We start from the raw sequence: 26698 nt of genomic DNA, 5'->3' as shown, positions 1-26698 counted from the left end.
CTTCGCGGTGACCGCGGCGCGGGCCGGCGGCCTGCCGCTGCGTACCGCCGCCTTCGGGGTGCTGGCGGTGGCGGTGCTGGTCCTGTTCGGCGCGCCGGTCCTCGCCGCCCGCGAGGACCGCGTCGGGGCGGGGTCGGCGGCCGGCCGGTCGGTGGCCGGGCGCGGCCCGGCGCTCGGGGTGGCGGTGGAGGCGGTCGCCCAGGCGGTCGCGGTGCTGGCGCAGCTGCTGGCCGGCGGCGCGCTGCGGCACGCGGCGGCGGTCAGCGCGCTCTGGGGTGCGGCCGTGGCGCTGCGGGTGCTGCGGCGCGGCGAGTCCACGTCCCGGCGCTGGGTCCTCGCCGGCATCGCGGGCGGCAGCGAGCTGCTCGGCGGGTGGCTGCTGCTGATCGCCGGCGGGGTGGCGCTGCTGGAGGCGTACACGTTGCCGGCGGCCGGGCTGGCGCTCGCCGCCGGCCTGGTGGCGCTGCGTACCCGGGCCGGGCTGTACAGCTGGCTGGCGCTCGGCCCGGGGCTGGCCGCGGCGCTGCTGCCCAGCCTGGTGTCGGTGCTGGCGGCGACCGACCCGCAGCCGTGGCGGCGGCTGGCGGTCGGTGTCGTCGCGGTCGGCGCGGTGCTCGCCGGGGCGGTCCGGCGCTGGCAGGCGCCCGTCCTGCTGGGTGCGGCCACCCTCGTCCCGCTCGCGCTGCACGAGCTGGCCCGCGGCTGGGACCTGCTGCCCCGGTGGATCTACCTCGGCCTCGGCGGGCTGGCGCTGATCGCCCTCGCCGCGACCTACGAGCGGCGCCGGCGGGACCTGGCCCGGTTACGAACAGTGGTCGGCCGGATGAGCTGAGGGTAGGGTCGGCCTCACCCCCACCTCGGGGGCGAGCAGGATTACTCAGCGCAACTGCGCCGACCAGACTCGGTACGGCGGCCGCGCCACCGGGCGTGGCACAACACCGAGGAACGAGGAGCGCAGTATGACCAGCTCGACGCTGACAGGACCACCGGTACGGCGAGGCAGTGACTACGCGGTGTTGTCCCGTCGGGTCGTCGAGGCCGGCCTCTTCGCCCGCCGGCCGGGCGGGTACGCGGTGCGAATCGTGCTCACTCTGGGTGCTTTTCTGGCCGGCTGGGCGGTGCTGGTCGCGGTGGGCGACTCCTGGGCGCAGCTGCTCGTCGCGGTGGGGATGGCGGTGGCCACCACCCAGGTGGCGTTCCTCGGGCACGACGCCGGGCACCGGCAGATGTTCCGTCGGCGCGGCCACAGCGAGGCGGCCGGGCTGATCGCCGGCAACCTCGCCGTCGGGACCAGCTACGGCTGGTGGGTGGACAAGCACAACCGGCACCACGCCAACCCGAACCACGAGGAGGACGACCCGGACGTCGGGGCGGGCGCGCTGGTCTGGACGTACGAGCAGGCGGTGGCGACCCGCGGGTTCCGCCGTTGGCTGGCGGCCCGGCAGGCGTGGTGCTTCTTCCCGATGCTGCTGTTGGAGGGGCTGGCGCTGCACGTGAACAGCGTCCGGGCGTTGGCGGGCCGAGAGCCGGACGGGCGCTGGACCACCCCGGTCCGGCACCGGGCGGTCGAGGCGCTGCTGCTCGGCGCGCACGCCGTCGGCTACCTCGGGCTGGTGTTCGCCGTCATGTCGCCGGGGAAGGCGCTGCTGTTCATCGCCGTCCACCAGGGACTGTGGGGGTTCTACATGGGCTGCGCGTTCGCCCCGAACCACAAGGGCATGCCGATGCCGTCCGCCGACGACGACCTCGACTTCCTGCGCAAGCAGGTGCTGACCTCGCGCAACGTGCGCGGCGGCCGGTTCGTCGACGTGGCCCTCGGCGCGCTGAACTACCAGATCGAGCACCACCTCTTCCCGAACCTGCCCCGGGCCAACCTGCGCCGGGCGCAGCCGATCGTCCGGGCGTACTGCGCCGAGCACGGCGTCGGGTACGCGGAGACTGGGCTGGTCGAGTCGTACCGGCAGGCGCTGGCCCACCTGCACGAGGTCGGCCGCCCGCTGCGCGACCGGTGACCCGTCCGCCGGACTCCGCCCTGCTCAGCGACGTGCCGACCGGTGGCGGGGCGGGGCGCCCGACGGCCCTCCCGGTAGGGTCGACGCATGGCAGACCTGCTCACCGCCGAGGCGGTACGAGACGAGCTGGGCGGGCTGGCGGACTGGTCGGGTGACCCGACCGGGATCAGCCGTACCGTCGAGCTGGCCAGTTTCCCGGACGCCATCGCGGTGGTCGACCGGGTCGCCGCGGCGGCCGAGGAACTCGACCATCACCCCGACATCGACATCCGATGGCGGACCCTGACCTTCCGTTGCGTCACGCACTCGGCCGGTGGGGTCACCCATCGCGACGTCGCGTTGGCCCGGCGGATCGACGACATCGTCCGGAGCGCCCGATGAGATTCGAGATCAGCAAGGTGCTGGACGCCATCGAGGGTCGGGTCTGCACCGATCCGTCGCTGGCCCGCGCCGTGGTGGACCTGGCCGAGGTGATCCGCTGGCAGGACCTCGACGGCGGCCGACCGGCCAGCCTGCTCCGGCTCGGCATGGTGATCGACGCGCTGGCCCGGCAGCTGGAGGAGGACAGCGTCCCGGTCTATGCGATCGTGCACCGGGCCCTGCTCTCGGACGCCGACCTGACCTCCAACGAGCGGATGGTGGTCCGCCGCTGGGCCGACGACGGTCTGGTGGAGGTGCTGGACAATCCGGGCGACCGGATGCTGGAGGTCGCCGACCTGCTCGGACTGCCGGTGCTCAGCCGGGTCCGCTTCGACGGACTGAATGGGCGCTTCCCCTGGCTCGGGCAGCCGGGCCGGGTGCTCGCGCCGGTGCCCGGTGCGGGCGGGCCGGTCTTCATCGCGCACGTAGGGGGCGGGCAGAGCCCGGCCACCGGCACCCGGTCGCCGGTGGGCGCGAAGCTGCTCGCCCGGCAGTGGCGCTGCCCCGAGCCGGGTTGCGCGCTCTTCGGCGGTGGCGGGGGCGGCGGCGCCTTCGCCGACCTGGCCCGGGTGGACCGCGCCCCGGCCGGGCAGCCGCCACCCGCGCTCCGGGCTGGCGTGCCGACCTGCCCCCGGCACGGCGCCCGGCTCGGCGACGCCGGGCCACGGCCGCGCACGGAGGTGCTGGCGGTCCGGATCGGTGGGCTGGTCCGCCGCCGGTTCGTGCTCACCGAGACCCAGCCGGTGCTGGTCGGGCGGGCCCCGGACGAGTCCGGCGGGATCACGCTCGGCCAGTGGCTCAACGACGAGTCGCGGCGCTGGATCAGCCGCAGCCACGTCCGCTTCGAGCTGCGGGTCGGCGAGGTGGTCGTGACCGACACCAGCACCAACGGCTCGGGCATCCGCCCGGCCGGCTCGATGGCCGAGCCGGAGCGGCTCACGCTCGCCCCCCAGCACTCCCGGGTGCTGAGCGAGGGCGACATCGTCGAGCTCTACCCCGGGGTGCAGATCGGCCGTGCCGACGAGCTGCCCACCGGCGCCCCGTTCACCCCCACCTCGGTGATGGCCGAGGCCCCCACCATGGCGATGCGCCTGCCGCGTCCCTGAGGCCGACGACGAAGGGCGCCGGGACCATCGCGGTCCCGGCGCCCTTTTTGCGTACGTCAGGTCAGGCGGCGAGGACCGCGGCGAGCTGGGCCACCGCGTGGTCGATCTCCTCCTCGGTGATGACCAGCGGCGGGGCCAGGCGGATCGTCGAGCCGTGGGTGTCCTTGGCCAGGACGCCCCGCTCGGCGAGCAGCTCGCAGGCCTGCCGGCCGGTCATCAGCTCCGGGTCGATGTCCAGGCCGGCCCAGAGGCCGCGGCCCCGGACGGCGACCAGGCCCTTGCCGATGAGCCCCCGCAGGCCGGCGTGCAGCCGCTCGCCCAGCTCGGCCGAGCGCCGCTGGAACTCGCCGGTGGCCAGCAGTCGGACCACCTCGGTGGCGACGGCGCAGGCCAGCGGGTTGCCGCCGAAGGTGGAGCCGTGCTGGCCGGGCTTGAGCACGCCCAGCACGTCGGCGTTCGCGGCGACCGCGGAGACCGGCACGATGCCGCCGCCGAGCGCCTTGCCCAGCAGGTACATGTCCGGTACGACGCCGTCGTGCTCGCAGGCGAAGGTGGCACCGGTCCGGCCCAGGCCGGACTGGATCTCGTCGGCGATGAAGAGCACGTTGTTTTCGGTGCAGACCCGGCGGACGCCCGGCAGGTAGCCCTCCGGCGGCACCACGACGCCCTGCTCGCCCTGGATCGGCTCGAGCAGCACGGCGACCGTGTTCTCGTCGATCGCGGCGGCCAGCGCGTCCAGGTCGCCGTAGGGGACGACCGTGAAGCCCGGGGTGTACGGCCCGAAGTCGGCTCGCGCGTCCTCGTCAGTGGAGAAGCTGACGATGGTGGTGGTCCGGCCGTGGAAGTTGCCCTCGGCCACCACGATGTTCGCCTGACCCGGGGTGACGCCCTTGACCTGGTAGCCCCACTTGCGGGCGACCTTGATCCCGGTCTCCACCGCCTCTGCGCCGGTGTTCATCGGCAGGACCAGGTCCTTGCCGCACAGCTCCGCCAGCTCGCGGCAGAAGTCGGCGAACTGGTCGTGGATGAACGCGCGGCTGGTCAGGGTGAGCCGGTCGAGCTGCGCGTGCGCGGCCTCGATCAGCTTCGGGTGCCGGTGGCCGAAGTTCAGCGCGGAGTAGCCGGCCAGGCAGTCCAGGTACCGCCGGCCGTCCACGTCGGTCAGCCAGGAGCCCTCGGCGGAGGAGATCACCACCGGCAGCGGGTGGTAGTTGTGCGCCGTCCAGCGCTCCGCGTCCCGGATAGCGGCCGGAGTCCGCAGCATGTCGTCGACGATCACTTGATTGCCTTTCCCTGACGGAGTCGCAACGTGCAGCACTTCGGTCCGCCGCCGGCCTTGCGCAGTTCGGACAGGTCGATCCCGATCGTCTCGTAGCCCCGGTCGCGCAGCTTGGCGGCCAGGTCGGTGGCCTGCGCGGGCAGCACCACATGAGTGCCGTCGCTGACCGCGTTGAGCCCCAGCACCTCGGCGTCGGCCATGGTGGCGTGGACGGCGTCCGGGAAGAGCCGGCGCAGCACCGCCTGGCTGCCGGGCGAGAACGCCTCCGGCAGGTACGCCACGGTCCGCTCGTCCAGCACGGTCAGCGCGGTGTCCAGGTGGTAGAAGCGCGGGTCGACCAGCTGCATGGTGATCACCGGGTAGCCGAAGACCTCCTGCAGCTGCGCGTGCGAGGCGTGCGCGGTACGGAAGCCGGTGCCGGCGAGCAGGTAATCACCGACCAGCAGGACGTCGCCCTCGCCCTCGTTGACGTGCTTCGGGTCGTACATCTCGAAGCCGGCGGCCTCGAACCAGGCACGGTACGCGGGTGCCTCGTCGGCGCGCTGCGGGTCGCGGAACTGCACCGCCATCGCCTTGCCGTCGATCACCGTGCCGCCGTTGGCGGCGAAGACCATGTCCGGCAGGCCGGCGACCGGTTCGACCAGCTCGACCTCGTGACCCAGGCCCAGGTACGTCTGGCGGAGCTGGTCCCACTGCCGGATCGCCAGGTCGGCGTCGACCGGCGCGGTCGGGTCCATCCACGGATTGATCGCGTAGTCGACGGCGAAGTACGTCGGCCGGCACATCAGGAAACGCTGCCTGGTGGCGTCCATCGTCATTGTCCTGCTCCCAGCGGTCGGGCGCGCCCGGCCACCGTGGCCCACGGGCTGGCGCCGTTGGTCAACCGTATGCGGCCCGGGCCGACGACATCCACCGCCGGAAGTTGCGTTGGGCGCCGGATCGTTGCGTGTAAGGCGATCCCGGCAACGATTCATTGCGTAGGGCCCGGTCAGGGTGCCGGGAAACACTTCGGGGGCGGCGAACCGCCGCCCCCGAAAGAGGATGTGCCCGGCCGGTGAACCACCGGAGCTGGTCGGGCGTGCCGGCGCACCGCCGGCGAGCCGAAAAGTGCCCGTCAGAGCAGACCGGCAAACTGTGAGTCGAGCCACTCGCGGAACCGGCCGACCCAGTCCCCGTCGGTGGTCGGCCAGTCGAACTGCCCGCTCAGCGCCACGACGCCGAGCACCACGGCGGCCAGGCCGACGCCGATGCCGATCAGCGCGTCCAGCTTTCCGGCGACGTGCCGGCGGCGGGTGGCGCTCAGGCCGAGCACCGCGAGGACCGCGCCGACCGCGCCGAGCCCGACGCCGTACCCGGCCAGAGTGCCGGTCAGCACGAAGAGCGCGCCCGCCACGGAGACGATCAGGCCGAGGGTGGCGAGCAGGCTGGCCCGGGGCCTCGGTCCGACGACCACCGGCACGTCGCCGTCCAGGTCGGCGCGGTCCCGGTCGACCGGCACCGGCCGCTCCACCGTGCGGTCTCTCCCCAGGCCGACGGTGCGCTCCCGGGTCGGGTCCGGGTCGACCGCGCTGCCGGTCCGCACGGTGTCCGCGGCCACCGGCCCCGCGGTGGCGGCACGCGCGGTCGCGGCGCGGTCCGCCGCCCGGCGCTCGGCCTCAGACCCGACCACGCCGTCGCCGGCGCTTGCGTTGCTCCGGTACGTCGTCCGGTCCTCGTCGCGGTCGGCGACCGCCGGCGGCGTGGCCGGGGCGTCTGCCCGGTCAGTCGGGGCGGTGCGGTCGCGGTCGTCGACGAGCCCGTCGCCGTTCACGTCCTGGTTCTGCGCCGGACCGTTCCGGCGGGACAAGATATTCATTTCGACACCTCCTGATCAGGGCGTGGAGGCCGCGGAAGCGCAGTGGCAGCCACGCGTTACACAGAGGAGGTACCCCGTCGCCGCGCCGCCGACACCCGTTCACCGCCCGGGCGGCTTTCCGCGCCGAACGCCGGAGAGCCGGGCTACCGTTGCCGGCGTGCCAGAGGGACACACCATCCACCGCCTGGCGGCCCGGCACGCCGAGCTCTTCGCCGGCGACAAGGTGCACGCCGCCAGCCCGCAGGGCCGCTTCGCCGAGGGCGCGGCCCGGCTCACCGGCACCGTCCTGGACGGCACCGAGGCGTACGGCAAGCACCTGCTGCACCACTACGCCGGCGAGCTGACCCTGCACATCCACCTCGGGCTGTACGGCAAGTTCACCGACGGGCCCGGCGAGCCGCCGCCGCCCGTCGGCCAGGTGCGGCTGCGGCTGACCAGCGACCGGCACTGGCTCGACCTGCGTGGTCCGACCGCCTGCGAGCTGCTCACCCCGCCCGAGGTGGCGGCGCTGCGCGACCGGCTCGGCCCGGACCCGCTGCGCGCCGACGCCGATCCGGCGCGTGCGTACGCCCGGATCTCCCGCAGCCCGACGCCCTTGGCCGCGTTGCTGCTCGACCAGTCCATGGTGGCCGGCACCGGGCTGATCTTCGTGACCGAGGCGCTGTTCCGGGCCGGGCTGCCGCCCACCCTGCCCGGTCGGGAGCTGACCCCGGGCGGCTGGCGGGAACTCTGGGCCGACCTGGTCGCGCTGATGACCCTCGCCGTCGAGCGGGGCCGGATCGACACCGTGCGCGACGCCCACCTGCCGGAGGCGATGGGCCGCGCCGCCCGCGTCGACCGGCACGGCGGCGAGGTGTACGTCTACCGCCGCCCCGGCGCGCCCTGTCACGTCTGCGGCACCGGGGTCAGCCGTGGCCAGCTGGCCGGCCGCAACCTCTACTGGTGCGCCACCTGCCAGGCCGGCTGATCGGCGTCACCCCTCGGGCGCGGCGCCACCGCGGCCGCCGGGCTCCGCTCACTCCCCGCCGAGCAGCCAGCGGACCACCTCGACCTGGTTGGTGAAGACCTGCCCCTCGGCGACGCTCCAGGCCAGGGTGTGCACGATGGTCCAGCCTCGCACCCGCTCCCGGTCCAGCCCCAGCTCCGCGGTGAGCCGGTCCAGCCGGTACAGCACCGCCTCCGGGGTGTGGCCCAGCTCGCCGCCGCGCACCATCGGCACCGGGCTGAACTCCCGCTCGCCGACCAGTGGCTTCGGGTCGATCACCAGCCACGGCTCCCGGGTAGCCCGCAGCACGTTGCCGGCGTGCAGGTCCTGATTGACCAGCACCTGCTCGCCCTGGCTCGGCGCCAGTCCGGCCAGCAACCCGAGCGCGGCGTCGAGCAGTCGCCGCTCGTACGGCCGGTTGGCCTGCTCCCACTGGGCCGGCATCCGCTCCGCCCAGCCGGCGGCCTCCTCGGCGAGGGGGGTGAACGGCGCGCCGGCCGGCACCTGGAGCCGGGGGAGCAGCTCCACCACCGCGTCGAGGGCCTGCTCGGGCGGGAGCCGGTGCAGCGGGGTGCCGGGCACGCACCGCTCGACCAGCAGCGCCCGGCGCTCGGCGTCGTGAGCCAGCAGCCGGATCGCCCCCCGGCCGGCCCAGTGCCCCAACGCCGTTGCCTCGTGCGCGCTGTCGGCGTCCGGGTACTGGAGCTTCAGCACCGCCGGCGTGCCGTCGGGCAGCTCGGCCGGCATCGCCAGCGACGCGAACGCGTACGGGTAGGGCGTTCCCACCCGCAGCTGCCAGCGCTCGACGCACTCGGCCAGCCGGTCCGGCAGCACCGCCCGCCACTCCCGCCCCGCCGGGACCCGCCCGGTCCAGCCCAGCCCCTCGGGGATCTCCAGTTCCACGGCCATCCGACCATCCTGGGGCAACCGGGTCGCCGCGTACAACCGGTTCCGGCCGGCGGCCCCTCCCGGGCCGCCCCGACCGGCCACCCGGCCGCGGTCCTCGACGCACTGCACCACCGCGACCTCGTAGAACTTGTGCGCTGCACCGTCCACTTCGGACAGTTCGAGGTAGGTCGTCTCCTGCGACATGGAATGCCTCCGAGGGGGATCGGCGCCGGAACCGGCACTGCGACAGCGCGCACACGCTAACCGCGCCCCCGACAAAGAACTTCGGGTGTCGAGTGCGGGCGGTTTAGCGGCCGGCGCCGGCGAGGGCGTCGACGGCCTTGCGGGCCGCGATCAGCACCGGGTCCCAGACCGGCGCGTACGGCGGGGCGTAGCCCAGGTCCAGCGCCGTCATGTCGTCCACCGTCATGCCGTTCCAGAGCGCCACGGCCAGGGTGTCGATCCGTTTGGCCGCCTCGGACCAGCCGACGATCTGCGCCCCGAGGAGCCGGCCGCAGGGCCGCTCCGCGATCAGCTTGACGGTCATCGACCGGGCGCCCGGGTAGTAGCCGGCCCGGTTCGTCGACTCGGCCACCACCGACACGAACTCGAAACCGGCCGCCCGGGCGTCACGCTCGCGCAGGCCGGTACGCCCCACCTCCAGGCCGCAGACCTTGGTCACGGCGGTACCGATCACACCCGGGAAGGTGGCGTACCCGCCGCCGATGTTGATGCCGGCCACCCGGCCCTGCTTGTTGGCGTGGGTGCCGAGCGGCACGTGCACCGGCATGCCACTGACCAGGTGCAGCGTCTCCACGCAGTCCCCGGCCGCCCAGACGCCGGACACCCCGGGCACCCGCATCCGGCGGTCCGTGCGGATCCCGCCGGTCGGGCCGAGCGGCAGGCCGGCCGCCTCCGCCAGCGAGGCGTTGGGGCGTACGCCGAGACCGAGCACGACGACGTCGGCGGGGATCGGCCCCTCGGCGGTGACCACTGCGGTGACCCGCCCGTCCCGTTCCTCGAGCCCGGTCACCGGCAGGCCGGTGCGGATCTGGATGCCGACGCCCCGCATGGCGTCGGTGACCAGCTCGGCCATGTCGCCGTCCACCGTGGACATCGGCTGGTCGCCCCGCTCGACCAGGTTGACCGACAGCCCGCGCTGGATCAGCGCCTCGGCCATCTCGACGCCGATGTAGCCGCCACCGACCACCACCGCCCGGCGGGGGGCGGGCTCGCTCTCCAGCCAGTCGCGCAGCGCCGCCCCGTCGTCGAGGGTCTGCACCCCGAAGACCCCGCGCGCGCCGGTGTGCGCCCAGGCCGGCGTCAACGGCACCGCGCCGGCCGCGTACACCAGGGTGTCGAAGGCCTCGCGGACCTCGCCGCCGCCGTCGAGGCCCCGAGCGACGATCTCACGCCGCTCCAGGTCGATGCCGGTCACCTCGTGCCGAAGCCGGACGTCGATGTCGAACTCTTCCCGGAAGGTGGCCGGGTCGCGGGCGAGGAGCTGGTCCCGCTCGGGCACCACCCCGCTGATCCAGTACGGGATGCCGCAGGCCGAGTAGGACGTGAAGTGGCCCCGTTCGAAGGCCACGATGGCCAGGTCGTCGCGGTCGCGGCGCCGTCGGGCCTGGGACGCCGCCGCCATTCCGGCGGCGTCCCCGCCGACGACGATCAGTCGTTCCGCCACGAGCACCATCCTGTCACGCGGAGATCGACCGCGGGCCGGTCACGCCACGTCCGCCGGTCAGCCGCGGGTCTGCCGGGCCACGTCCTCCACCACCTCGACCATCCGGCCGGTACGGGCGAAGACGGCCCGCTGCCGGGCGGCCCCGCTGCCGTGCCGGCGCAGCCCGCCCAGCAGGTCGGTCACCTGGTCGAGGTCGCCGTGCCGCGCCAACTCCGGCCGGACGTGGTCGACCAGCTTCCCCAGCAGCTCCCACGCCGGCCGCAGCTCGCCGTCGGTCACGTCGACGCCGTCGCCCTCCAGCCCGTCGTGGGCGGCCCGCCAGTGCGCGGCGACGAGCAGGTGATGGTCGGTCCGACCGGCCGGCCGGCCCTCGGCGATCTCCGTCATCGCGGTCGCCACCAGGGCCCGCACCAGGGCGGCGACCAGCACCGCGTCGTCCACCGAGGGGCAGACGTCGCCGATCCGGATCTCCACCGTCGGGTACTTCGCCGACAGCCGGGCGTACCAGTAGAGCATCCCCTCGTCGAGCATCACCCCGCTGGCGATGAGCTGCCGGATCAGCCGCTCGTAGTGCTCGTGGGACTCCAGGTACGGGGTGGGCGCCACCGACGGCCAGCGTTCCCACTCCACCGACCGCCAGCTCGCGTACCCGGTGTCCTCGCCCTTCGCAAACGGGGAGTTCACCGTCACCGCGTGCAGGATCGGCAGCCAGGGGCGGACGTGGTTGAGCACCTGCACCCCGGTGTCCGGGTCGGGGATGCCGACGTGCACGTGCATGCCGTTGTTGCCGGGGCCCGGCACCAGCAGCCGGAACCGTTCGATCATGCGGTCGAAGCGAGGCTTGTCGACGACCGGCGGGACCGGGCCGTCCACCGGGCCGGTGCCGATGGCGAGCACCCGTACGCCGGCCCGCTCGGCGGCGTCGGCCAGCGCCGCGCGCAGCACGCCCAGCGAGTGCCGGATCGACGACAGCTCCAGCCCGGGTGGGCTGCCGATCTCGATCTGGCTGGTCTGGAACTCCCGCTCCACCTGGCCGCGCAGCTCGGCCGGCACCTGTTCCATGACCAGGTCGACCGCCGGCACGGCGGCGCCGGTGTGCGGGTCGACGAGCAGGAACTCCTCCTCGACGCCGACGGTGAACAGTTCGGTACCGCCCGCGGCGGCGTACCGTTCCCGCTCCGCCACTGAGCCGCTCATCGTCCTCACCGTCCGTTCCGTGCCGGCCGCGGCGCCGTGCCGCGTCGTCAACGGCCCATTACCCACCGTGTCGGCGCGCGGAAACGCCGGCCCGACGTGTCGGTCGGGGCTCCGGCCCTTCCTTGCCCGGCCCCGGACGGAAAGCGTGGCTACGATGGGCCGGTCGACGCCGGGGCGTCACCGGCGGCGAGGGAGGCCATGTTGACCCCGAGCACCGCGTCGCGGACGGTGACCGACGCCCAGCGCACCGACCGGGACTGGCGACGCCAGGTGCCCCGGGCCTTCGCCACCCTGCTCTGGGTGATCGCGGTGGTCTGCGCGCTGGCCGCGCTGAGCAGCGCCGTCCGCTCCGACATCCAGCCGGTCCGCACCGCGATCGACACCCTGCTGCTGCCCGCGCCGGCGAACCTGGCGTACGCGGTCTTCCTCGGCACCCTCGCCTCGGCGGTGCTGCGCCGCAAGCGGCTGGCCTACTGGGTGCTGGTGGTCTACTTCACCCTGAGCCTGGCCGTCGGCGTGCTGGCCGGCGTGCTGCTGCTGGTGGTCGGCAACAACGACCTCACCGACGACGCCGGTGAGCGGCTGTTCGGCACCCTGGAGACGGTCGGCGTGTGGGTCGGCGTCGCCTTCGCCGCCGGGGCGCTGGCCCTGCTGCTGGCCGCCCGGCGGGAGTTCTACGCCCGGGTGCGCAGCGGCAGCACCCGCCGCGCCCTGGGGGCCTTCTTCGGGCTGGCGGCGGTCTCGGTCGGGCTCGGCTACCTGCTCCTGCTCGTCGAGCCGGGCAGCCTGCGCGGCTGGGTGGACCGGCTCGGCTACGCCATCGAGAAGGTGTTCGGCGGCGCGATCACCCTGGACCTCACCCGGCAGGGGCAGGCGCCCGGCTGGGTCAACCTGCTGCTCGGCGGCTTCGGCGCGCTCGCCTTCGTCGCCGGACTGTTCACCCTGCTCCGGTCGCAGCGGGCCGCCGCCGTGCTGCACGCAGACGAGGAGGAGCGGATCCGGGAGCTGCTGGCCCGGCACGGCGGGCGGGACTCGCTCGGCTACTTCGCCACCCGCCGCGACAAGGCGGCGATCTTCTCGGCCAGCGGCAAGGCGGCGATCACCTACCGGGTGGTCAACGGGGTCAGCCTGGCCAGCGGCGACCCGGTGGGTGACCCGGAGGCGTGGGGGCCGGCCATCGGGGCGTGGCTCGAGCAGGCCCGGGAGTACGCCTGGACCCCGGCGGTGATGGGCACCAGCGAGGCGGGAGCCAAGGCGTACCACCGGCACGGGCTGAAGGTGCTGCACCTGGGGGACGAGGCGATCCTGCTGGCCCGCGAGTTCGACCTGGACGGCCGGGACATGCGCCCGGTCCGGCAGGCCGTGCACCGGGTGGAGCGGGCCGACTACACCGCCCGGGTGCGCCGGCACGCGGAGATCCCGCCGGAGGAGCTGTCCGGCCTGGCCCGGCTGGCCACCGCCTGGCGGGACACCGAACAGGAGCGGGGCTTCTCGATGGCCCTGGGCCGGCTCGGCGACCCGGCCGACGGCGATTGCGTACTGGTCGAGGCGCGAGACTCGGCCGGCCGGGTGCGGGCGCTGCTGTCGCTGAGCCCGTGGGGCGCCGACGGGCTCTCGCTGGACCTGATGCGCCGGGACCGGTCGGCCGACAACGGGGTGATCGAGTTCATGGTCGCGGCGCTGATGGGCGCGGCGCCCCGGCTCGGCGTGGAACGGGTGTCGCTGAACTTCGCGGTCTTCCGGTCGGTCTTCGAGCAGGGCGCCCGGATCGGCGCCGGCCCGATCATCCGGCTCTGGCGGCACACCCTGCTCTTCTTCTCCCGCTGGTGGCAGCTCGAGTCGCTCTACCTCTCCAACGCCAAGTACCAGCCGCACTGGACGCCGCGCTACCTCTGCTTCGCCGAGCGCCGGGAGCTGGCTCGGGTGGGCCTCGCCGCGGCGATCGCCGAGGGCTTCGTCGCCCTGCCCGGCGGGCGGCCCACCCCGCTGCGCGGGGCGCCGCCGACCGGCGGCGGGGTGGGCTACGTGCCGCCGGCCGCCGCGACGGTCCGGGCCGTGCCGCCGGAGCCGGCCGCGGTGCACCTTCCGGAGCAGACCCGGGTACGCCTGGCGAAGCTGGACCGGCTGCGCGCCGAGGGCGTCGACCCGTACCCGGTGGGCTACCCGCGTACCGACGGCTGCGCGGCGGTGCGGGCGCGGCACGCCGGGTTGGCGCCGGACACCGGCACCGGGGAGACCGTCGCGGTGGCCGGCCGGGTGATGCTGGTCCGCGACCACGGACACCTCTGCTTCGTGACGATCCGGGACGGCAGCGGCGATCTGCAGCTGATGCTGGAGCACGACCTGGACCGCTGGCGTGCCACCGTCGACATCGGCGACCACGTGGGCGCCACCGGCGAGGTGTACGCGACCCGGCGCGGCGAGGTGTCGGTGCGGGTGGCCGACTGGGAGCTGACCGCCAAGTGCCTGCGCCCGCTGCCGGACAAGCACCACGGGCTGGCCGACCCGGAGGCCCGGGTCCGGCAGCGCTACCTGGACCTCGCGATCAACCCGGAGGCGCGGGACCTGCTGCGGGCCCGTGGCGCCGCCCTGCACAGCCTGCGGCAGTCGCTGGCCGACCGGGACTTCCTCGAGGTGGAGACGCCGATCCTGCAGCGGGTGCACGGCGGCGCGAACGCCCGCCCGTTCGTCACCCACAGCAACGCGTACGACCTGCGGCTGAGCCTGCGCATCGCCCCCGAGCTGTACCTCAAGCGGCTGGCCGTGGGCGGGGTGGAGCGGGTGTACGAGCTGGGCCGGGCGTTCCGCAACGAGGGCGTCGACCACAGCCACAACCCGGAGTTCACGGTGTTGGAGGCGTACCAGGCGTACGCCGACTACCACGTGATGCGGAAGCTGGCCCGGGAGCTGATCGTCGCCGCCGCGGTCGCGGTGCACGGGTCGCCGGTGGTCCGCCGCCCCGGGACGGGCGAGGTGGTGGACGTCGGCGGCGAGTGGCCGGTGCGCACGGTCAACGAGGCGGTCTCCGCGGCGCTGGGCGAGGAGGTCACCGCCGACACCGACCTGGCCACCCTGCGCAAGCTCGGCGACGCCGCCGGGGTGCCGTACGACCCGCGTTGGGAGCGCGGCGCGGTGCTGCTGGAGCTGTACGAGCGGCTGGTCGAGGCGCGTACCGGGGCGCCGACGTTCTACCTGGACTTCCCGACCGACACCTCGCCGCTGACCCGGCAGCATCGGGACGATCCGCGGCTGGCGGAGCGGTGGGACCTGGTGGCGTTCGGGATGGAACTGGGCACCGCGTACTCGGAGCTGGTCGACCCGACGGAGCAGCGGCGACGGCTCACCGAGCAGTCGCTGAAGGCGGCCGGCGGCGACCCGGACGCGATGGAGCTCGACGAGGACTTCCTCACCGCGCTGGAGTACGCCATGCCGCCCACCGGCGGTCTGGGCCTGGGCGTGGATCGGCTGGTGATGCTGTTGACCGGCCGGTCGATCCGGGAGACGTTGCCCTTCCCGTTGGTCCGCGAGTCCTCGTGAGCGGGCTCGGCCCGGCCCGGGCACTGCCCGTGGTGGCGCTCGGGCTGGCCGGGGTCCTGTACGCGTCGTGGCTGATCGGGCCGCTGCTCAACCCCGCGTTCGGCCTCTTCGACGGGTACGCCAGCGAGTTGGCCGCCCGGGACCAGCCGTACCACCTGGTCTTCGGCCTGAGTGACCTGGTCGTCGGCGCGCTGGCGTCGGCGACCGGGGTGGCGCTGGCCCGGCGGGCCCGGGGCTGGGCGCGGTGGGCCTGGTGGGGGTTGATCGCCTTCGGGGTGGCCACCGCCCTGGACGGCACGGTGAGTTCGATGGACTGCGCCCCGACGACCGGCGGGCGCTGCGCGCGGCTGGCGGAGCTGGGCGAGCTGTCCTGGCGGCACCAGGGGCATTCGGTCAGCTCGTCGGTGGCGCTCGCCGGCGGGGTCGTCTCGCTGCTCGCCCTGCTGGTGGCCCAGCGCGGCCGTGGGGCGCCGTTCCGCTGGGGGCTGGCGGTGGCCGCGGTGCTGCTGGTCGGCACTGCGGGGACCCTGGTCGACGTGGCCCACCCGGACGTGGCGCCGGGCGTCTGGCAGCGGGTCCAACTGCTCGGCCTTTCCGGCTGGCTGGTCTACGCCGGCGTCGTCGCGGCCGTCGGGCGTGACTCCGGGTCCTAGTCTGGTCGGCGTGCCGGGGTTGCTGATGATGGTGGCGGGGACGTGGGCGTACGCCCTCGCCCAGCTCACCGTGCTGGCCGACCGTCCGGTCGCGCTGCTCGCCGGCGTGGCGGTCGCCGCCGCGCTGCTGCTGGCCACGCTGCTCGCCCTCCGGTCGCGGGCACTGCCGGGCGGGCCCCGGTCCGGTCGGCTCGCCACCGCGCTGCGGGCCCGGGCCCGTGGCTGGCGCGTTCCCCGCCAGGTCGACCCGGACGCGGCCGGTCGGCCGCGACCGCGCGCCCCCGGCCGGCGCCCCTCGGCCGCGTAGCGCTGCGCCGCCGCGCGGCCGGTTCCGTTGCCATCCGTCCCGCCGGGACGCGTCGTCCCCGCCGGGACCTCCGGAATCGGACCGAGGGGTTCATCATGCTCGCCTTCGCACCACTGCACGCTGCGGCTTCCGTCGCCGCCACCGTCGTCACCTGGCTCTCCGGCACGCTCGAACCGCTGACCGGCGGGGCGGCCACGGCCGCCGCGATCGTCCTGTTCACCGTCGGGGTCCGCCTGCTCATCTCGCCGCTCACCCTGGCGCAGGTCCGCGGGGAGCGGCGCCGCGCGGCGCTCGCCCCCGAGGTCCGGGACCTCCAGCGCCGGTACGCCGACGACCCCGCCAGGCTGCAGAGCGAGTTGTTCGCGCTGTACCGGCGGGCCGGCGCCAGCCCGGTCGCCGGTTGCCTCCCGGCGCTGTTGCAGGCGCCGTTCTTCATGGTCATGTACCGCCTCTTCGCCACCGGCGACGGCATCGACAACTCCAGCTCGGCGGGTCTGACGCCGCGCGGCGACCTGGAGCCGTCGCGCTCGCTGCTCGACGAGCGGCTGGGCGGGGTGCCGCTGGGCTGGCACCTGGGCGACGGGCTCTCCGGGCCGGTGCTGGCGGTCTTCGGGGTGCTGCTGGTGGCGCTGCTCGCCCTGGCCTGGTATTCCTCCCGCCGGGCCCGGCGGGCGGCCGCGGCCACCGGCGCCGTCGCCGGTACGCCCACGGAGGGTCCGGGCGCCGCGACGCTGGGCCGGTTGCTGCCGCTGCTGCCGTACACCACGGTGCTGGTGGCGCTGGTGGTGCCGCTGGCGGCGGTGCTCTACCTGGTCACCACGACGGGGTGGACCGCGCTGGAGCAGGTGGTGCTGCGCCGGTCGCAGCCGGCAGTCATCGATGCACGTTGATATGATGCTCGACGAGCGCTAGAGAACGCACGCCGGCCGTGGCCCCCCTCCCGTCGCCTCCGTGCCCGGGCGGGGGCCCCGTTCCATGCGCTCTGGACAGAAACAGGCGGGTCACCGCGCAGTACCGAACGCCTCGTCGCGGTCAGCGGCCGGCGGTCACCGACTGCCGGTCGCGCCGCGCGCTGCGCTTACGGATCTTCTTCGCAGCCCAGCTGACGATCATGATGCCGAAGACCGCGAAGATCGCGTAGTTGAACCAGCTGCTGTACCGGTCCACCTCCTGCCATCGCGAGCCGAGGGCGAAGCCCAGGCCCACGATCAGCGCGTTCCACACCCCACTGCCGAGCGTGGTGAGCAGGATGAACTCGCCCAGCGGCATGCGGTTCGCGCCGGCCGGGACGGACACCAGGCTGCGCACCACCGGGACCACCCGACCGATCAGCACCGCCCATTTCCCGTGCCGCTCGAACCAGCGGTCGGCCTGCTCCAGGTCGTCCCGGTCGACCAGCGGGATGTGGTCCAGCCAGCGCTTCAGCCGCTCCTCGCCGAGCGCGGCGCCGAGCCAGTAGAGCACCAGCGCGCCGACCAGCGAGCCGACCGTGGCGGCGAGCACGATCAGCACCACGTTGAACCGGCCCTGCGACGACAGGTAGCCGGCCATCGCCAGCACGATCTCACTCGGGATCGGCGGGATGATGCTCTCCAGCGCCACCAGGAAGGCCACGCCGAGCGCGCCGAGCGAGTCGATGAGGCTCGCCACCCATCCGGTCAGCCCGCTGAACTGGTTCGGGTCGACGTTCTGGGCGAGAGCCATGGGCGTCCTTCCGTGAGCTGCCGGGGGATCAGACGGTGGTACCCGCGGCGTTGCCGCTCACACCTGCCGGTGACCCGCCCCACTGACCTTCCGCTGAGCCCTCCGGGTGCAGCTCCCGGTCGGCCGGGCCCTGCCGCCAGCCGGTGAACCGGACGATCAGCCCCTCCCTGCTCGGCGAGCAGCAGAACGGCCCGGCCGAGGCCGTCGCCTCCGGCGGAAGCGGAGCGAGCCGGACCAGCCGCCACGGCTCGTCGTCGACCCGCGCCCGGACGGTCAGCGCGTCACCGGAGCGGCTGACCCGGACGGTGACCTCGCGCCCGGCCCACTCCGGCACCGGGGCCAGCGACCAGTCCGACAGCTCCCGGGTCACCACCGCGCCGAGCTGCGGCAGCCCGTCGCTCAGCTCCACGCCGGTCTTGACCCAGTTCCGCTCGTCCACGTGGACCAGCACGCCGGCCTGGTCGAACTGCGCGGTGTAGTCGAGCAGGAAGCTCACCTCGACCGCGCTCCCGCCCGGCAGCGGGGCGAGCAGCGCCGGGCCGTTGTCGTGCACGAAGCCGTAACTGGTGTGCCGCCACATGTCGGTCTCCGGCCCCGGCTCCACCAGCAGGTGCCCCTCGTCGGTCCGGTCGACCCGGACCGGCGCGTGCAGCCACCGGCCGTCGTCCCAGGCCATCTCGCGCGCGGCCACCTCATGATCAGCCATGCCGGCACGGTACCCGCCGGAGCCGGCGGCGACCTACCGTCGGGCGGCGCGGGTTTGCCGGGACGCCCGGCCGGAGAAGTTAACCAGGCATGGGTGACAGGTGGTACTCCGAGGCAGTCATCTACTGCCTCGACGTCGAAACGTACGCGGACTCCGACGGCGACGGGGTCGGTGACATCCGTGGCCTCATCGGCCGGCTCGACTACCTGGCGCGGCTGGGGGTGACCTGCATCTGGCTCAGCCCGATCCACCCGTCCCCCAACAAGGACGACGGGTACGACGCCACCGACTTCTACAACGTCGACCCCCGACTCGGCACCCTCGGCGACTTCGCGGAGCTGCTGCACCAGGCGCAGAACCGCGGCATCCGGGTGATCATCGACTTGGTGGTCAACCACACCTCCGACGAGCACCCGTGGTTCCAGTCCGCGCGGTCCTCCCCGGACTCGGCCTACCGGGACTGGTACATCTGGTCGGAGGAAGCACCGGACGACCGCCACCAGGGCATGGTCTTCCCCGGCGAGCAGAATGAGACCTGGAGCTACGACCGGACCGCGAAGGCCTGGTACTACCACCGGTTCTACAAGTTCCAGCCGGACCTCAACATGGCGAACCCCAAGGTCCGCGAAGAGGTCAAGAAGATCATGTCGTTCTGGCTCCAGCTCGGCGTCTCCGGCTTCCGGATGGACGCGGTGCCGTTCATCATCGAGCTGACCGAGCCGGGCAACCCGAACTCGCCCAAGGACATGGAGTTCCTCACCGAGCTGCGCCAGCACGTGCAGTGGCGCCGCGGCGACGCCGTCCTGCTGGCCGAGGCGAACGTGGAGCCGGACCAACTGCCGGTCTACTTCGGTGACGGCAGCGGGTCGGGCAACCGGATCCACATGCTCTTCGACTTCATGCTCAACGGGCGGCTGATGCTCGCCCTGGCGCGGGAGGACCCGGAGACCATCATCGACGCGCTGCGGGACACCCCGAAGCTGCCCACCGGCGGTCAGTGGGCCACCTTCCTGCGCAACCACGACGAGATCGACCTGTCCCGGCTCACCACGGACCAGCGCAACGACGTGCTGGCGAAGTTCGGCCCGGACGAGGAGATGCAGCTCTACGGCCGGGGCATCCGACGTCGACTCGCGCCGATGCTCGGCAACGACCGGCGGCACATCGAGCTGGCCTACGCCCTCCAGTTCTCGCTGCGCGGCACCCCGGTGCTGCGCTACGGCGAGGAGATCGGCATGGGCGAGGACCTGTCGCTGAAGGGGCGCGACGCGATCCGTACCCCGATGCAGTGGTCGTACCAGCCCAACGGCGGCTTCTCCACCGCCGAGCCGGAGAAGCTGGTCCGGCCGGTGCTCGACACGGGCGAGTTCAGCTACGAGAAGGTCAACGTGACCGCCCAGCGCAAGGACCCCCGGTCGTTGCTCGGCTGGTTCGAGCGGATGATCCGGACGCTGCGGGAGGCGCCGGAGATCGGCTCCGGCTCGACCACCCACATCGACGTGCCGCTGCCGGCCGGCGTGCTCGCGCACCGGGCCGACGGTCCGACCGGCACGATGGTGTTCCTGCACAACCTCGGCACCGAGGACGTCGAGGTCGACCTGAGCACGTTGCAGCCGGAGGCGGACCTGCCGGTCGACGTGCTCTCCGACCGGGGCTACGACGAGGTGGGCAAGCTGGACCGCCTCAAGCTCGCCGGCCACGGCTACCGCTGGATCCGGCTCTGCCGCAGCTGGTCGGTCTGACCGTCCGACGTGCCGGCCCGTCGCCGCTCGTCGGCGGCGGGCTGGTCCGCGTACCCCTGGGTTAAGCTCCTTCGATCGAGCCACAAGTTACCGGGAGGTAATCATGTCGGAGGAGCCCCGCGTCGCCATCGTGACCGGAGCCGCGCGCGGCATCGGCGCGGCCACCGGCCGCCGGCTGGCCGCCGACGGCATGGCCGTCGCCGTCGTCGACATCGAGGAGTCGACGACCAAGGAGACGGTGGACGCCATCGTCGCCGCGGGCGGCCGGGCGCTCGGCGTCGCCGCCGACGTGTCCGACCGGGCCCAGGTGGAGGCGGCCGTCGAGCGGGTCGCCGCCGAGCTGGGCGGCCCGACCGTGCTGGTCAACAACGCCGGCGTGCTCCGCGACAACCTGCTGTTCAAGATGACCGACGCCGACTGGGACACGGTCCTGGGCGTGCACCTGCGCGGCGCGTTCCTGTTCAGCCAGGCCGCCCAGAAGCACATGGTCGAGCGGAAGTGGGGCCGGATCGTCAACCTCTCCAGCACCTCGGCACTGGGCAACCGGGGCCAGGCGAACTACTCGGCCGCCAAGGCCGGCCTGCAGGGCTTCACCAAGACCCTCGCCATCGAGCTGGGCCCGTTCGGGGTGACCGTGAACGCGGTCGCGCCGGGCTTCATCGTCACCGACATGACCGCCGCCACCGCGGCCCGGATGAAGGTCGACTTCGAGGCGTTGCAGCAGCACGCGGCCGCCGAGATCCCGGTCCGCCGGCCCGGCCGGCCGGAGGACGTCGCGCACACCATCTCGTTCCTGGCCAGCGAGGGCGCGTCCTTCGTCTCCGGTCAGGTCATCTACGTGGCAGGCGGCCCCAAGGACTGACCGCCTGCACCGCGTCCCGCCCGGCGCCGGGCGGGACGCGTCAGGCGGTGGTGTCGCGGGTGCGCCAGAGCCAGAGGAGGCCGAGGATCGGCAGGACCAGCGGGATGTAGCCGTAGCCGCTGCCGAACTGGGACCAGACCGTCTCGTCGGGGAAGAGCGCCTTGTCGGCCAGGCTGAGGATGCCCACCGCGACGACCCCGACCAGCTCCACCGAGCAGCAGACCAGCGCGACCCGACGGCCGGCGTGCCCGGCCCGGGCCAGCCCCACGGCGGCCACGATGTAGATCAGCGCGGCCACGGCGGAGAGCAGGTACGCCACCGGCGCCTCGTCGAACTTCGTGGCGATCTGCAACCCGGCGCGGGAGGTCGCGGCGATGGCGAAGAGGATGTAGACGGCGATCAGCAGGCGGCCCGGCCCCCGGTTGGTGGCGCGGTCCAGCGCCGGCGTCGGGTCGTCGGCGCGCGTCTCGACCGGCTCAGCCTCCGAGCACCTCCCAGGTCTGGCCGAGCCGGACCACCACGACCGGCGTCACCAGGCAGATCGCGCAGACGATCGCCGAGCCCCAGCGGGTCGGCTCCATCCGGGCCAGCACCCAGGCCAGCGGCGGCAGGCAGACCAGCGTCACCAGGTAGCCGAAGAACGCGCCAGGCTCGCCCGGCCGTTCCCCGCCGCCGATCGCGACCAGCGCCACCACGGCCAGCGCCAGCAGCGCGACCTCCAGCACGGCCAGGCCCACGAACTGCACCCGGTCCGGCGGCCGGTGGCGCACCGCGGCCACCAGCGCCCACACCGCCAGTACGAGCGACAGCACGATCGTCGCCGTCGCGAGGAGCCCGTCCACCGGCGAGCCGGCCGTGGCCGCGCCGGTCATCGACGGCATCCCATCGGAGTCCCGTTCACCGGGACAGCCTACTAACCCGCGTAGTACTGCCCGCCGGCCGGCTCTCCGTCGGGTCGCATGCGGGCCGGCCAGCAGACCGACTAGCGTGGATCACGGCCATGGGGTCGCCGTGGCGGACGATGACAGCGGGAGTTCCACGTGCTGCGGTTCGGCTTGTTCGGCACCGGTCACTGGGCGGCGGAGACGCACGCCGCGGCCATCGACGCGCACCCTCGCGCCGAGCTCGCCGGGGTCTGGGGGCGGGACCGGGACAAGGCCGCCGCGCTGGCCGGACGGCACGGGGTGCCGGTCTTCGACGACGTCAACGCGCTGATCGAGGCGTGCGACGCGATCGCCGTGGCGCTGCCGCCGGACGTGCAGGCCGACATCGCCGTGCGCGCCGCCACCGCCGGCCGGCACCTGCTGGTGGACAAGCCGCTGGCGCTCAGCCTCACCGACGCCGACCGGGTGGTCGCCGCGGCCGAGGCGTCCGGGGTGGCCTCGGTGGTCTTCTTCACCCAGCGGTACCACCCGAACGTCACCGGCTTCCTCGCCGCCACCGCCGCGGCCGGCGGCTGGCAGCACGCCCGGGCGACCATGTTCGCCTCCATCTACCAGCCGGGGAACCCGTACGGGAACTCGCAGTGGCGGCGGGACCGGGGCGCGCTCTGGGACATCGGCCCGCACGCGCTCTCCCTCATCCTGCCGGTGCTCGGCCGGGTCAGCAGGGTGGCCGCGATGGACGGTCCGAGCGGCCTGGTGCACCTGCTGCTCACCCACGACGGCGGGGCGACCAGCACCCTGTCGCTCACCCTGGACGCCCCGCCGGAGGCGGTGACCCGCGACTTCGTCTTCTTCGGCGAGAACGGCACCGAGGCCGTGCCGCCCGGCGACGGCGACGCGCTGTCCGCGTTCGGCACCGCGATCGACCAGTTGCTCGAGGAGATCGACGCGGGCACCCGGGACCACCGCTGCGACGTCCGCTTCGGCCGCGAGGTGGTCGGGGTGCTGAACGCCGCCGAGACGGCCCGCGCCGAGGGGCGCACCGTCGAACTCTGACCTCGCCCCGCCGCTCCTCACCAGCTCCGGAGTTTCCGCCTCAGGTGAGGGTGTTCAGCGCCTCGCCCAGCTCGGCGGGGGAGTCGAACTGCTCCGCCGGCAGCGCCATCAGCATCTGCAACGTCTCGGTGCTGGCCCCGTTCTCCTGGCCCCAGCGGACCAGGTCCTCGCGGGAGACCGGGTAGTCGAGCCCGGCCAGGTACTCCTGCAACTGCACCCCGGTAACGGTCATGCCGGCCGGCTACCCGCTCCGCCCGCCGCCATGCCGCCCGGCGACGGGCCGTCGGGGGAGGCCGGGCCGCCGGTTTGCCCGCGCGGGACCCGGGTAGCCGCGGGCATGCTGGTACAGCGGCTCGGCGCGCCGAGCGACTTCGACCCGTTGCTGGAGCGTGTCCGGGACGCCCGGATCGTGATGATCGGCGAGGCGACGCACGGCAGTTACGACTACTACCGGCTGCGGGAGCAGTTGACCCGTCGGCTCATCGCCGAGCAGGGTTTCGACTTCGTGGCGGTGGAGGGGGACTGGCCGGACTGCGACCGGGTACACCGCTCGGTGGTCGGCGCCCCGGGCGGTTTGGCCGACCCGCAGAACGTCCTGGAGTGCTTCGAACGCTGGCCCACCTGGATGTGGGCCAACGCCGAGGTGGCCCGCTACTGCCGCTGGCTGCGGGCCTGGAACCTGGAGCGGCCGGAGGGCGGGCGGGCCGGCTTCCACGGGCTGGACGTCTACAGCCTCTGGGAGTCGATGCAGGCGATCTTCGACTATCTGGGCGAGGAGGACCCGGCCTCGCTGGAGGCGGCGCAGGAGGCGTACCGCTGCTTCGAACCGTACGGCAAGCGGGTCGAGGAGTACGGCATGGCCAGCCGGTTCGTCTCCGCACGCTGCGAGGAGGAGGTGGTGCGGCTGCTGGCGCGTACCCGGGAACAGGCCGCCGCGGACGGCCCGGACCGCTTCTCGGCCTGGCAGAACGCGGAGGTGGTGGCCGGCGCGGAGCGCTACTACCGGGCGATGATCGGCGGCGGCCCGGAGTCGTGGAACGTCCGGGACACCCACATGGCGGACACGCTGGACCGGCTGCTGGACCGCTACGGCCCGGACGCCCGGGGGATCGTCTGGGCGCACAACACGCACGTCGGCGACGCCCGGGCCACGGACATGGCGGCGGACGGGATGGTCAACATCGGGCAGTTGGCGCGGGAGCGGCACGGCTCGGACGCGGTGGCGCTGGTCGGCTTCGGCAGCTACCGGGGGACCGTGATCGCGGCGCCGCGCTGGGGCTCGCCGGCCGAGGCGATGGTGGTGCCGCCGGCCCGGGAGGGCTCGGTCGAGCGACGGCTGCACGAACTGATGCCGGAGCGGGCGGTGCTGGTCTTCGGCGGGCCTGACCAGCCGGACTGGGTCACCGGTCCCGCCGACCACCGGGCCATCGGTGTGGTCTACGACCCCACCTTCGAGTCGTGGGGCAACTACGTGCCGACCCGGCTGGGCGAACGCTACGACGCCTTCATCTGGTGCGACGAGGCCACGGCCCTGCACCCGCTGCCCGCCCTTGCCGCGCCCGGCGAGATGGAGACCTACCCGGCCGGCGTCTGACCGGCCGGGCAGGTCTCCCGGTCACACCTTGGCGGGTTCGGAGTCGGCGAGGTGGGCGCGGAGGCCTTCGCCCTCGACGTCCACGTTGGGCAGGATCCGGTTGAGCCAGCGGGGGAGCCACCAGGCGGCCTTGTCGAGCAGCGACAGCACCGCCGGGACGATGGTCATCCGGACCACGAAGGCGTCGATGGCGACGCCGATCGCCAGCGCGAAGCCCATCGACTTGATCACTGGGTCGTCGAGGAAGACGAAGCCGCTGAAGACCGAGATCATGATCAGCGCGGCAGCGGTGACCACCCGGGCGCCGTGCCCCATCCCGTTGATGGTGGCCTGCCGGGCGGTGTCGCCGTGCACGAAGTCCTCCCGCATCCGGGAGACCAGGAAGACCTCGTAGTCCATGGCCAGGCCGAACAGGATGCCGATGAGCAGGATCGGCAGGAAGCTGATCAGCGGGCCCGGGGTGTCCAGCCCGATCAGGTCGGCCAGGTGCCCCTGCTGGAACACCGCGACGGTGATGCCGAACGTCGCCGCCACGGTGAGCAGGAAGCCGAGCGCCGCCTTGACCGGGACGAGGATCGAGCGGAACACCAGCATCAGCAGCAGGATGGAGAGCCCGACCACCAGCAGCAGGTAGACCGGGAGCGCGTCGGAGAGCTTCTCGGACACGTCGATGCCGATCGCGGTGACGCCGGTGAGCAGCACGTCGGCGTTGTCGATGCCGGAGACCTGGCGGCGGATGTCGTGCACCAGCGTCTCGGTGGCCGCGTCGGTCGGGCCGGTCTTCGGGATCACCCCGAGCAGCGCGGTCCGCCCGGTGGGGTCGAGCTGCGGCGGGGCCACCGCCAGCACCCCGTCCGTCCGCTGGATCAGCGCGGTGACCTGCGGGACGGCGGCCTGGGTGGCCTGCGGCGAGTCGGCGGTGACGACCACCGCGAGCCGGCCGGTGAAGCCGGGGCCGAAGCCCTCCCGGATCAGGTCGTTGCTGACCCGGGCCGCGGTACCCTCCGGCGCGGCGGCCGCGTCCGGCAGCGCGAGCCGCATGTCCTGGGCGGGCAGCGCGAGCAGCCCCAGGCCGAGCAGGCCGACCAGGATGACCGGGATCCGCAGCTTCGTCACCCAGTGCGCCCAGCGGAAGCCGAAGCCGGAGCGGTCCTCCGAGCCGGTGGCGGCGGACTCGACCGCCTCGCGTCCGCGCAGCTTGCGGGGGAGCGCCTTGCGCCCGGCGAAGCCGAGCAGCGCAGGCGCCAGGGTGATCGCGACGAGCACGGCGACGGTCACCGTGCCGGCGGCGGCCAGACCCATCACGGTCAGGAACGGGATGTCCACCACCGCGAGGCCGGCGAGCGCGATGACCACGGTGGCACCGGCGAACACCACGGCGGAGCCGGCGGTGCCGACCGCGCGGCCGACCGCCTCCTCCGGGGACAGCCCGTCGAGCAGGTTCTGCCGGTGTCGGGAGGTGATGAAGAGCGAGTAGTCGATGCCGACCGCGAGGCCGAGCATCAGGGCCAGGATCGGCGCGGTGCTGGTCAGCTCGACCGCGCCGCTGAGCGCGAACAGGCCGGTCATGCCGACGCCGACGCCGATCAGGGCGTTCAGCATGGTCATCCCGGCCGCGACCAGCGAGCCGAAGGTGACGACCAGGACGATCGCGGCGACCAGCACGCCGAGCGCCTCGGTGGAGCCGATCTCCGGCTCGGCGTTCAGCACCTCGCCGCCGGGGGCGATCTGCCACCCCTTCGCCTCGGCCTGCGCGCCGACCTTCTCGTACGCGGTGCGCTGGGCGTCGGTCACGTTGTCCGCGCGGCCTTCGAACTGCACCTGGATCAGCGCGTACCGGCCGTCCGGGGAGAGTGCCTTGACCTGGTACGGGTCGACCGCGCCGACCACCCCGGGCAGGGTGGCCGCCTCCTGGGTGACCTGCTTGACCACCCCCTGCCCCTCGGGGGTGAGCAGTTGGCCGGCCTGTGGCGCCTTGACCGCGATGGTGCCGGTGGCCCCGCTGGCCGCCGGGAACCGATCGGCGAGCAGGTCGATCGCGCGCTGCGACTCGGTGCCGGGCATGGTGAAGTTGCTCGCCGTCGGGCCCTTGAGGGTCGCCGCGGCGACGCCGAGCCCGACGAGTACGACGAGCCAGGTGACGGCGACGAGTCGCCGCCGGCGCAACGATGCCCGGCCGAGCCGGTACAGCAGGGTCGCCATGAAGGTTCCTTGTCCTCGGTCG

24 protein-coding genes and 1 pseudogene are annotated in these 26698 nt (G+C 73.8%); 13 read left to right on the top strand and 12 right to left on the bottom strand.

Annotation, left to right across the window (positions count from 1 at the left end; translation table 11 throughout):
- The 4 genes from SLP03_RS13040 to SLP03_RS13025 form a co-directional block, all read left to right on the top strand.
- Positions 1-832, top strand: an 832-nt coding sequence (locus SLP03_RS13040) for an SCO7613 C-terminal domain-containing membrane protein (protein WP_413644512.1), incomplete at its 5' end; no start/stop codon positions are given.
- 127 nt (positions 833-959) lie between these two features.
- Entirely contained in the window at positions 960-2012 is a 1053-nt protein-coding gene (locus SLP03_RS13035; RefSeq protein WP_319460833.1) for an acyl-CoA desaturase, read from the top strand.
- Positions 2013-2099: 87 nt separating this feature from the next.
- Positions 2100-2393, top strand: coding sequence for a 4a-hydroxytetrahydrobiopterin dehydratase (locus SLP03_RS13030; RefSeq protein ID WP_319460832.1), 294 nt, complete (start codon positions 2100-2102; stop codon positions 2391-2393).
- Positions 2390-3538: an FHA domain-containing protein gene (locus SLP03_RS13025; RefSeq protein ID WP_319460831.1), complete on the top strand. Its 1149-nt coding sequence runs from the start codon at positions 2390-2392 to the stop codon at positions 3536-3538. Before SLP03_RS13030 ends, SLP03_RS13025 begins: the two co-directional genes overlap by 4 nt.
- A gap of 61 nt (positions 3539-3599) precedes the next feature.
- Here SLP03_RS13025 and rocD read toward each other — a convergent pair whose 3' ends face one another.
- From rocD to SLP03_RS13010, 3 genes are all read right to left on the bottom strand, one after another.
- Positions 3600-4814, bottom strand: a complete 1215-nt coding sequence (gene rocD, locus SLP03_RS13020) for an ornithine--oxo-acid transaminase (RefSeq protein WP_319460840.1) — start codon at positions 4812-4814, stop codon at positions 3600-3602.
- Positions 4814-5629, bottom strand: coding sequence for a dimethylargininase (gene ddaH / locus SLP03_RS13015; RefSeq protein ID WP_319460830.1), 816 nt, complete (start codon positions 5627-5629; stop codon positions 4814-4816). Before ddaH ends, rocD begins: the two co-directional genes overlap by 1 nt.
- Positions 5630-5931: 302 nt before the next feature.
- A complete protein-coding gene (locus tag SLP03_RS13010) occupies positions 5932-6672 on the bottom strand; it encodes a DUF4190 domain-containing protein (protein ID WP_319460829.1) in 741 nt (246 codons plus the stop codon).
- A 157-nt stretch (positions 6673-6829) separates the two neighbouring features.
- Between SLP03_RS13010 and SLP03_RS13005 the strand changes: the two genes are divergently transcribed.
- Positions 6830-7639 (top strand): Fpg/Nei family DNA glycosylase, encoded by an 810-nt coding sequence (locus tag SLP03_RS13005; protein ID WP_319460828.1) that lies wholly within the window; start codon positions 6830-6832, stop codon positions 7637-7639.
- Between the two features lie 48 nt (positions 7640-7687).
- Here the strand turns inward: SLP03_RS13005 and SLP03_RS13000 are convergent, their stop codons facing one another.
- The 3 genes from SLP03_RS13000 to SLP03_RS12990 all read right to left on the bottom strand — a co-directional run bounded on the left by SLP03_RS13000 (position 7688) and on the right by SLP03_RS12990 (position 11438).
- Positions 7688-8749: an aminoglycoside phosphotransferase family protein gene (locus SLP03_RS13000; RefSeq protein ID WP_319460827.1), complete on the bottom strand. Its 1062-nt coding sequence runs from the start codon at positions 8747-8749 to the stop codon at positions 7688-7690.
- Positions 8750-8852: 103 nt separating this feature from the next.
- On the bottom strand, positions 8853-10232 hold the full coding sequence (locus SLP03_RS12995) for an FAD-dependent oxidoreductase (protein ID WP_319460826.1): 1380 nt from the start codon (positions 10230-10232) through the stop codon (positions 8853-8855).
- A 57-nt stretch (positions 10233-10289) separates the two neighbouring features.
- On the bottom strand, positions 10290-11438 hold the full coding sequence (locus SLP03_RS12990) for a glutamate--cysteine ligase (protein ID WP_319460825.1): 1149 nt from the start codon (positions 11436-11438) through the stop codon (positions 10290-10292).
- Between the two features lie 189 nt (positions 11439-11627).
- Here SLP03_RS12990 and lysX point away from each other — a divergent pair, with 189 nt between their 5' ends.
- The 4 genes from lysX to SLP03_RS12970 all read left to right on the top strand — a co-directional run bounded on the left by lysX (position 11628) and on the right by SLP03_RS12970 (position 16816).
- Positions 11628-14966 (top strand): bifunctional lysylphosphatidylglycerol synthetase/lysine--tRNA ligase LysX, encoded by a 3339-nt coding sequence (lysX, locus tag SLP03_RS12985; RefSeq protein WP_319460824.1) that lies wholly within the window; start codon positions 11628-11630, stop codon positions 14964-14966.
- On the top strand, positions 14963-15619 hold the full coding sequence (locus tag SLP03_RS12980) for a DUF998 domain-containing protein (RefSeq protein ID WP_319460823.1): 657 nt from the start codon (positions 14963-14965) through the stop codon (positions 15617-15619). The genes lysX and SLP03_RS12980 overlap by 4 nt, the downstream gene beginning before the upstream one ends.
- A 10-nt stretch (positions 15620-15629) precedes the next feature.
- Entirely contained in the window at positions 15630-15926 is a 297-nt protein-coding gene (locus SLP03_RS12975) for a DUF6412 domain-containing protein (protein WP_319460822.1), read from the top strand.
- A 95-nt stretch (positions 15927-16021) separates the two neighbouring features.
- Positions 16022-16816: a membrane protein insertase YidC gene (locus SLP03_RS12970; RefSeq protein WP_319460821.1), complete on the top strand. Its 795-nt coding sequence runs from the start codon at positions 16022-16024 to the stop codon at positions 16814-16816.
- Between the two features lie 142 nt (positions 16817-16958).
- On the opposite strand, the gene SLP03_RS12965 is transcribed toward SLP03_RS12970, so the two are convergent.
- Entirely contained in the window at positions 16959-17630 is a 672-nt protein-coding gene (locus tag SLP03_RS12965) for a DedA family protein (RefSeq protein ID WP_319460820.1), read from the bottom strand.
- Positions 17631-17658: 28 nt separating this feature from the next.
- Positions 17659-18336, bottom strand: a complete 678-nt coding sequence (locus SLP03_RS12960) for a DUF1349 domain-containing protein (RefSeq protein WP_319460819.1) — start codon at positions 18334-18336, stop codon at positions 17659-17661.
- A gap of 89 nt (positions 18337-18425) precedes the next feature.
- Here SLP03_RS12960 and SLP03_RS12955 point away from each other — a divergent pair, with 89 nt between their 5' ends.
- Positions 18426-20078, top strand: a complete 1653-nt coding sequence (locus SLP03_RS12955) for an alpha-amylase family protein (RefSeq protein WP_319460818.1) — start codon at positions 18426-18428, stop codon at positions 20076-20078.
- A gap of 103 nt (positions 20079-20181) precedes the next feature.
- Positions 20182-20940 carry a 3-oxoacyl-ACP reductase FabG gene (fabG, locus tag SLP03_RS12950; RefSeq protein WP_319460817.1) on the top strand — a complete coding sequence of 253 codons (759 nt, stop codon included), beginning with the start codon at positions 20182-20184 and terminating at the stop codon, positions 20938-20940.
- On the opposite strand, the pseudogene SLP03_RS12945 reads toward fabG, so the two are convergent.
- A pseudogene (locus tag SLP03_RS12945) lies at positions 20913-21379 on the bottom strand (hypothetical protein). The gene fabG and the pseudogene SLP03_RS12945 sit on opposite strands and share 28 nt — an antisense overlap.
- A 37-nt stretch (positions 21380-21416) precedes the next feature.
- Positions 21417-21812 (bottom strand): hypothetical protein, encoded by a 396-nt coding sequence (locus SLP03_RS12940; protein ID WP_413644511.1) that lies wholly within the window; start codon positions 21810-21812, stop codon positions 21417-21419.
- A 168-nt stretch (positions 21813-21980) separates the two neighbouring features.
- Here SLP03_RS12940 and SLP03_RS12935 point away from each other — a divergent pair, with 168 nt between their 5' ends.
- On the top strand, positions 21981-22880 hold the full coding sequence (locus SLP03_RS12935) for a Gfo/Idh/MocA family oxidoreductase (RefSeq protein WP_319460815.1): 900 nt from the start codon (positions 21981-21983) through the stop codon (positions 22878-22880).
- A 40-nt stretch (positions 22881-22920) separates the two neighbouring features.
- Here the strand turns inward: SLP03_RS12935 and SLP03_RS12930 are convergent, their stop codons facing one another.
- Positions 22921-23112: a DUF2795 domain-containing protein gene (locus tag SLP03_RS12930; RefSeq protein ID WP_319460814.1), complete on the bottom strand. Its 192-nt coding sequence runs from the start codon at positions 23110-23112 to the stop codon at positions 22921-22923.
- A 105-nt stretch (positions 23113-23217) separates the two neighbouring features.
- On the opposite strand from SLP03_RS12930, the gene SLP03_RS12925 reads away from it, so the two are divergent.
- Positions 23218-24474 carry an erythromycin esterase family protein gene (locus tag SLP03_RS12925; RefSeq protein WP_319460813.1) on the top strand — a complete coding sequence of 419 codons (1257 nt, stop codon included), beginning with the start codon at positions 23218-23220 and terminating at the stop codon, positions 24472-24474.
- A 21-nt stretch (positions 24475-24495) separates the two neighbouring features.
- On the opposite strand, the gene SLP03_RS12920 is transcribed toward SLP03_RS12925, so the two are convergent.
- Positions 24496-26676, bottom strand: a complete 2181-nt coding sequence (locus tag SLP03_RS12920) for an MMPL family transporter (RefSeq protein ID WP_319460812.1) — start codon at positions 26674-26676, stop codon at positions 24496-24498.
- Positions 26677-26698 lie beyond the last annotated feature (22 nt).

Source organism: Micromonospora sp. RTP1Z1 (assembly GCF_033804685.1).
Taxonomy (GTDB): domain Bacteria; phylum Actinomycetota; class Actinomycetes; order Mycobacteriales; family Micromonosporaceae; genus Micromonospora.
Note: the sequence above shows the minus strand (reverse complement) of the source record. Positions and strands in the feature narration are given on the sequence as shown.

Bases quoted from the DNA above. Each gene is read 5' to 3' on its own strand.
- SLP03_RS13035 (WP_319460833.1), top strand. From the start codon at position 960: ATGACCAGCTCGACGCTGACAGGACCACCGGTACGGCGAGGCAGTGAC.
- SLP03_RS13030 (WP_319460832.1), top strand. From the start codon at position 2,100: ATGGCAGACCTGCTCACCGCCGAGGCGGTACGAGACGAGCTGGGCGGG.
- SLP03_RS13025 (WP_319460831.1), top strand. From the start codon at position 2,390: ATGAGATTCGAGATCAGCAAGGTGCTGGACGCCATCGAGGGTCGGGTC.
- ddaH (WP_319460830.1), bottom strand. From the start codon at position 5,629: ATGGACGCCACCAGGCAGCGTTTCCTGATGTGCCGGCCGACGTACTTC.
- SLP03_RS13010 (WP_319460829.1), bottom strand. From the start codon at position 6,672: ATGAATATCTTGTCCCGCCGGAACGGTCCGGCGCAGAACCAGGACGTG.
- SLP03_RS13000 (WP_319460827.1), bottom strand. From the start codon at position 8,749: ATGTCGCAGGAGACGACCTACCTCGAACTGTCCGAAGTGGACGGTGCA.
- lysX (WP_319460824.1), top strand. From the start codon at position 11,628: ATGTTGACCCCGAGCACCGCGTCGCGGACGGTGACCGACGCCCAGCGC.
- SLP03_RS12970 (WP_319460821.1), top strand. From the start codon at position 16,022: ATGCTCGCCTTCGCACCACTGCACGCTGCGGCTTCCGTCGCCGCCACC.
- SLP03_RS12965 (WP_319460820.1), bottom strand. From the start codon at position 17,630: ATGGCTCTCGCCCAGAACGTCGACCCGAACCAGTTCAGCGGGCTGACC.
- SLP03_RS12960 (WP_319460819.1), bottom strand. From the start codon at position 18,336: ATGGCTGATCATGAGGTGGCCGCGCGCGAGATGGCCTGGGACGACGGC.
- SLP03_RS12955 (WP_319460818.1), top strand. From the start codon at position 18,426: ATGGGTGACAGGTGGTACTCCGAGGCAGTCATCTACTGCCTCGACGTC.
- fabG (WP_319460817.1), top strand. From the start codon at position 20,182: ATGTCGGAGGAGCCCCGCGTCGCCATCGTGACCGGAGCCGCGCGCGGC.
- SLP03_RS12940 (WP_413644511.1), bottom strand. From the start codon at position 21,812: ATGACCGGCGCGGCCACGGCCGGCTCGCCGGTGGACGGGCTCCTCGCG.
- SLP03_RS12930 (WP_319460814.1), bottom strand. From the start codon at position 23,112: ATGACCGTTACCGGGGTGCAGTTGCAGGAGTACCTGGCCGGGCTCGAC.
- SLP03_RS12925 (WP_319460813.1), top strand. From the start codon at position 23,218: ATGCTGGTACAGCGGCTCGGCGCGCCGAGCGACTTCGACCCGTTGCTG.
- SLP03_RS12920 (WP_319460812.1), bottom strand. From the start codon at position 26,676: ATGGCGACCCTGCTGTACCGGCTCGGCCGGGCATCGTTGCGCCGGCGG.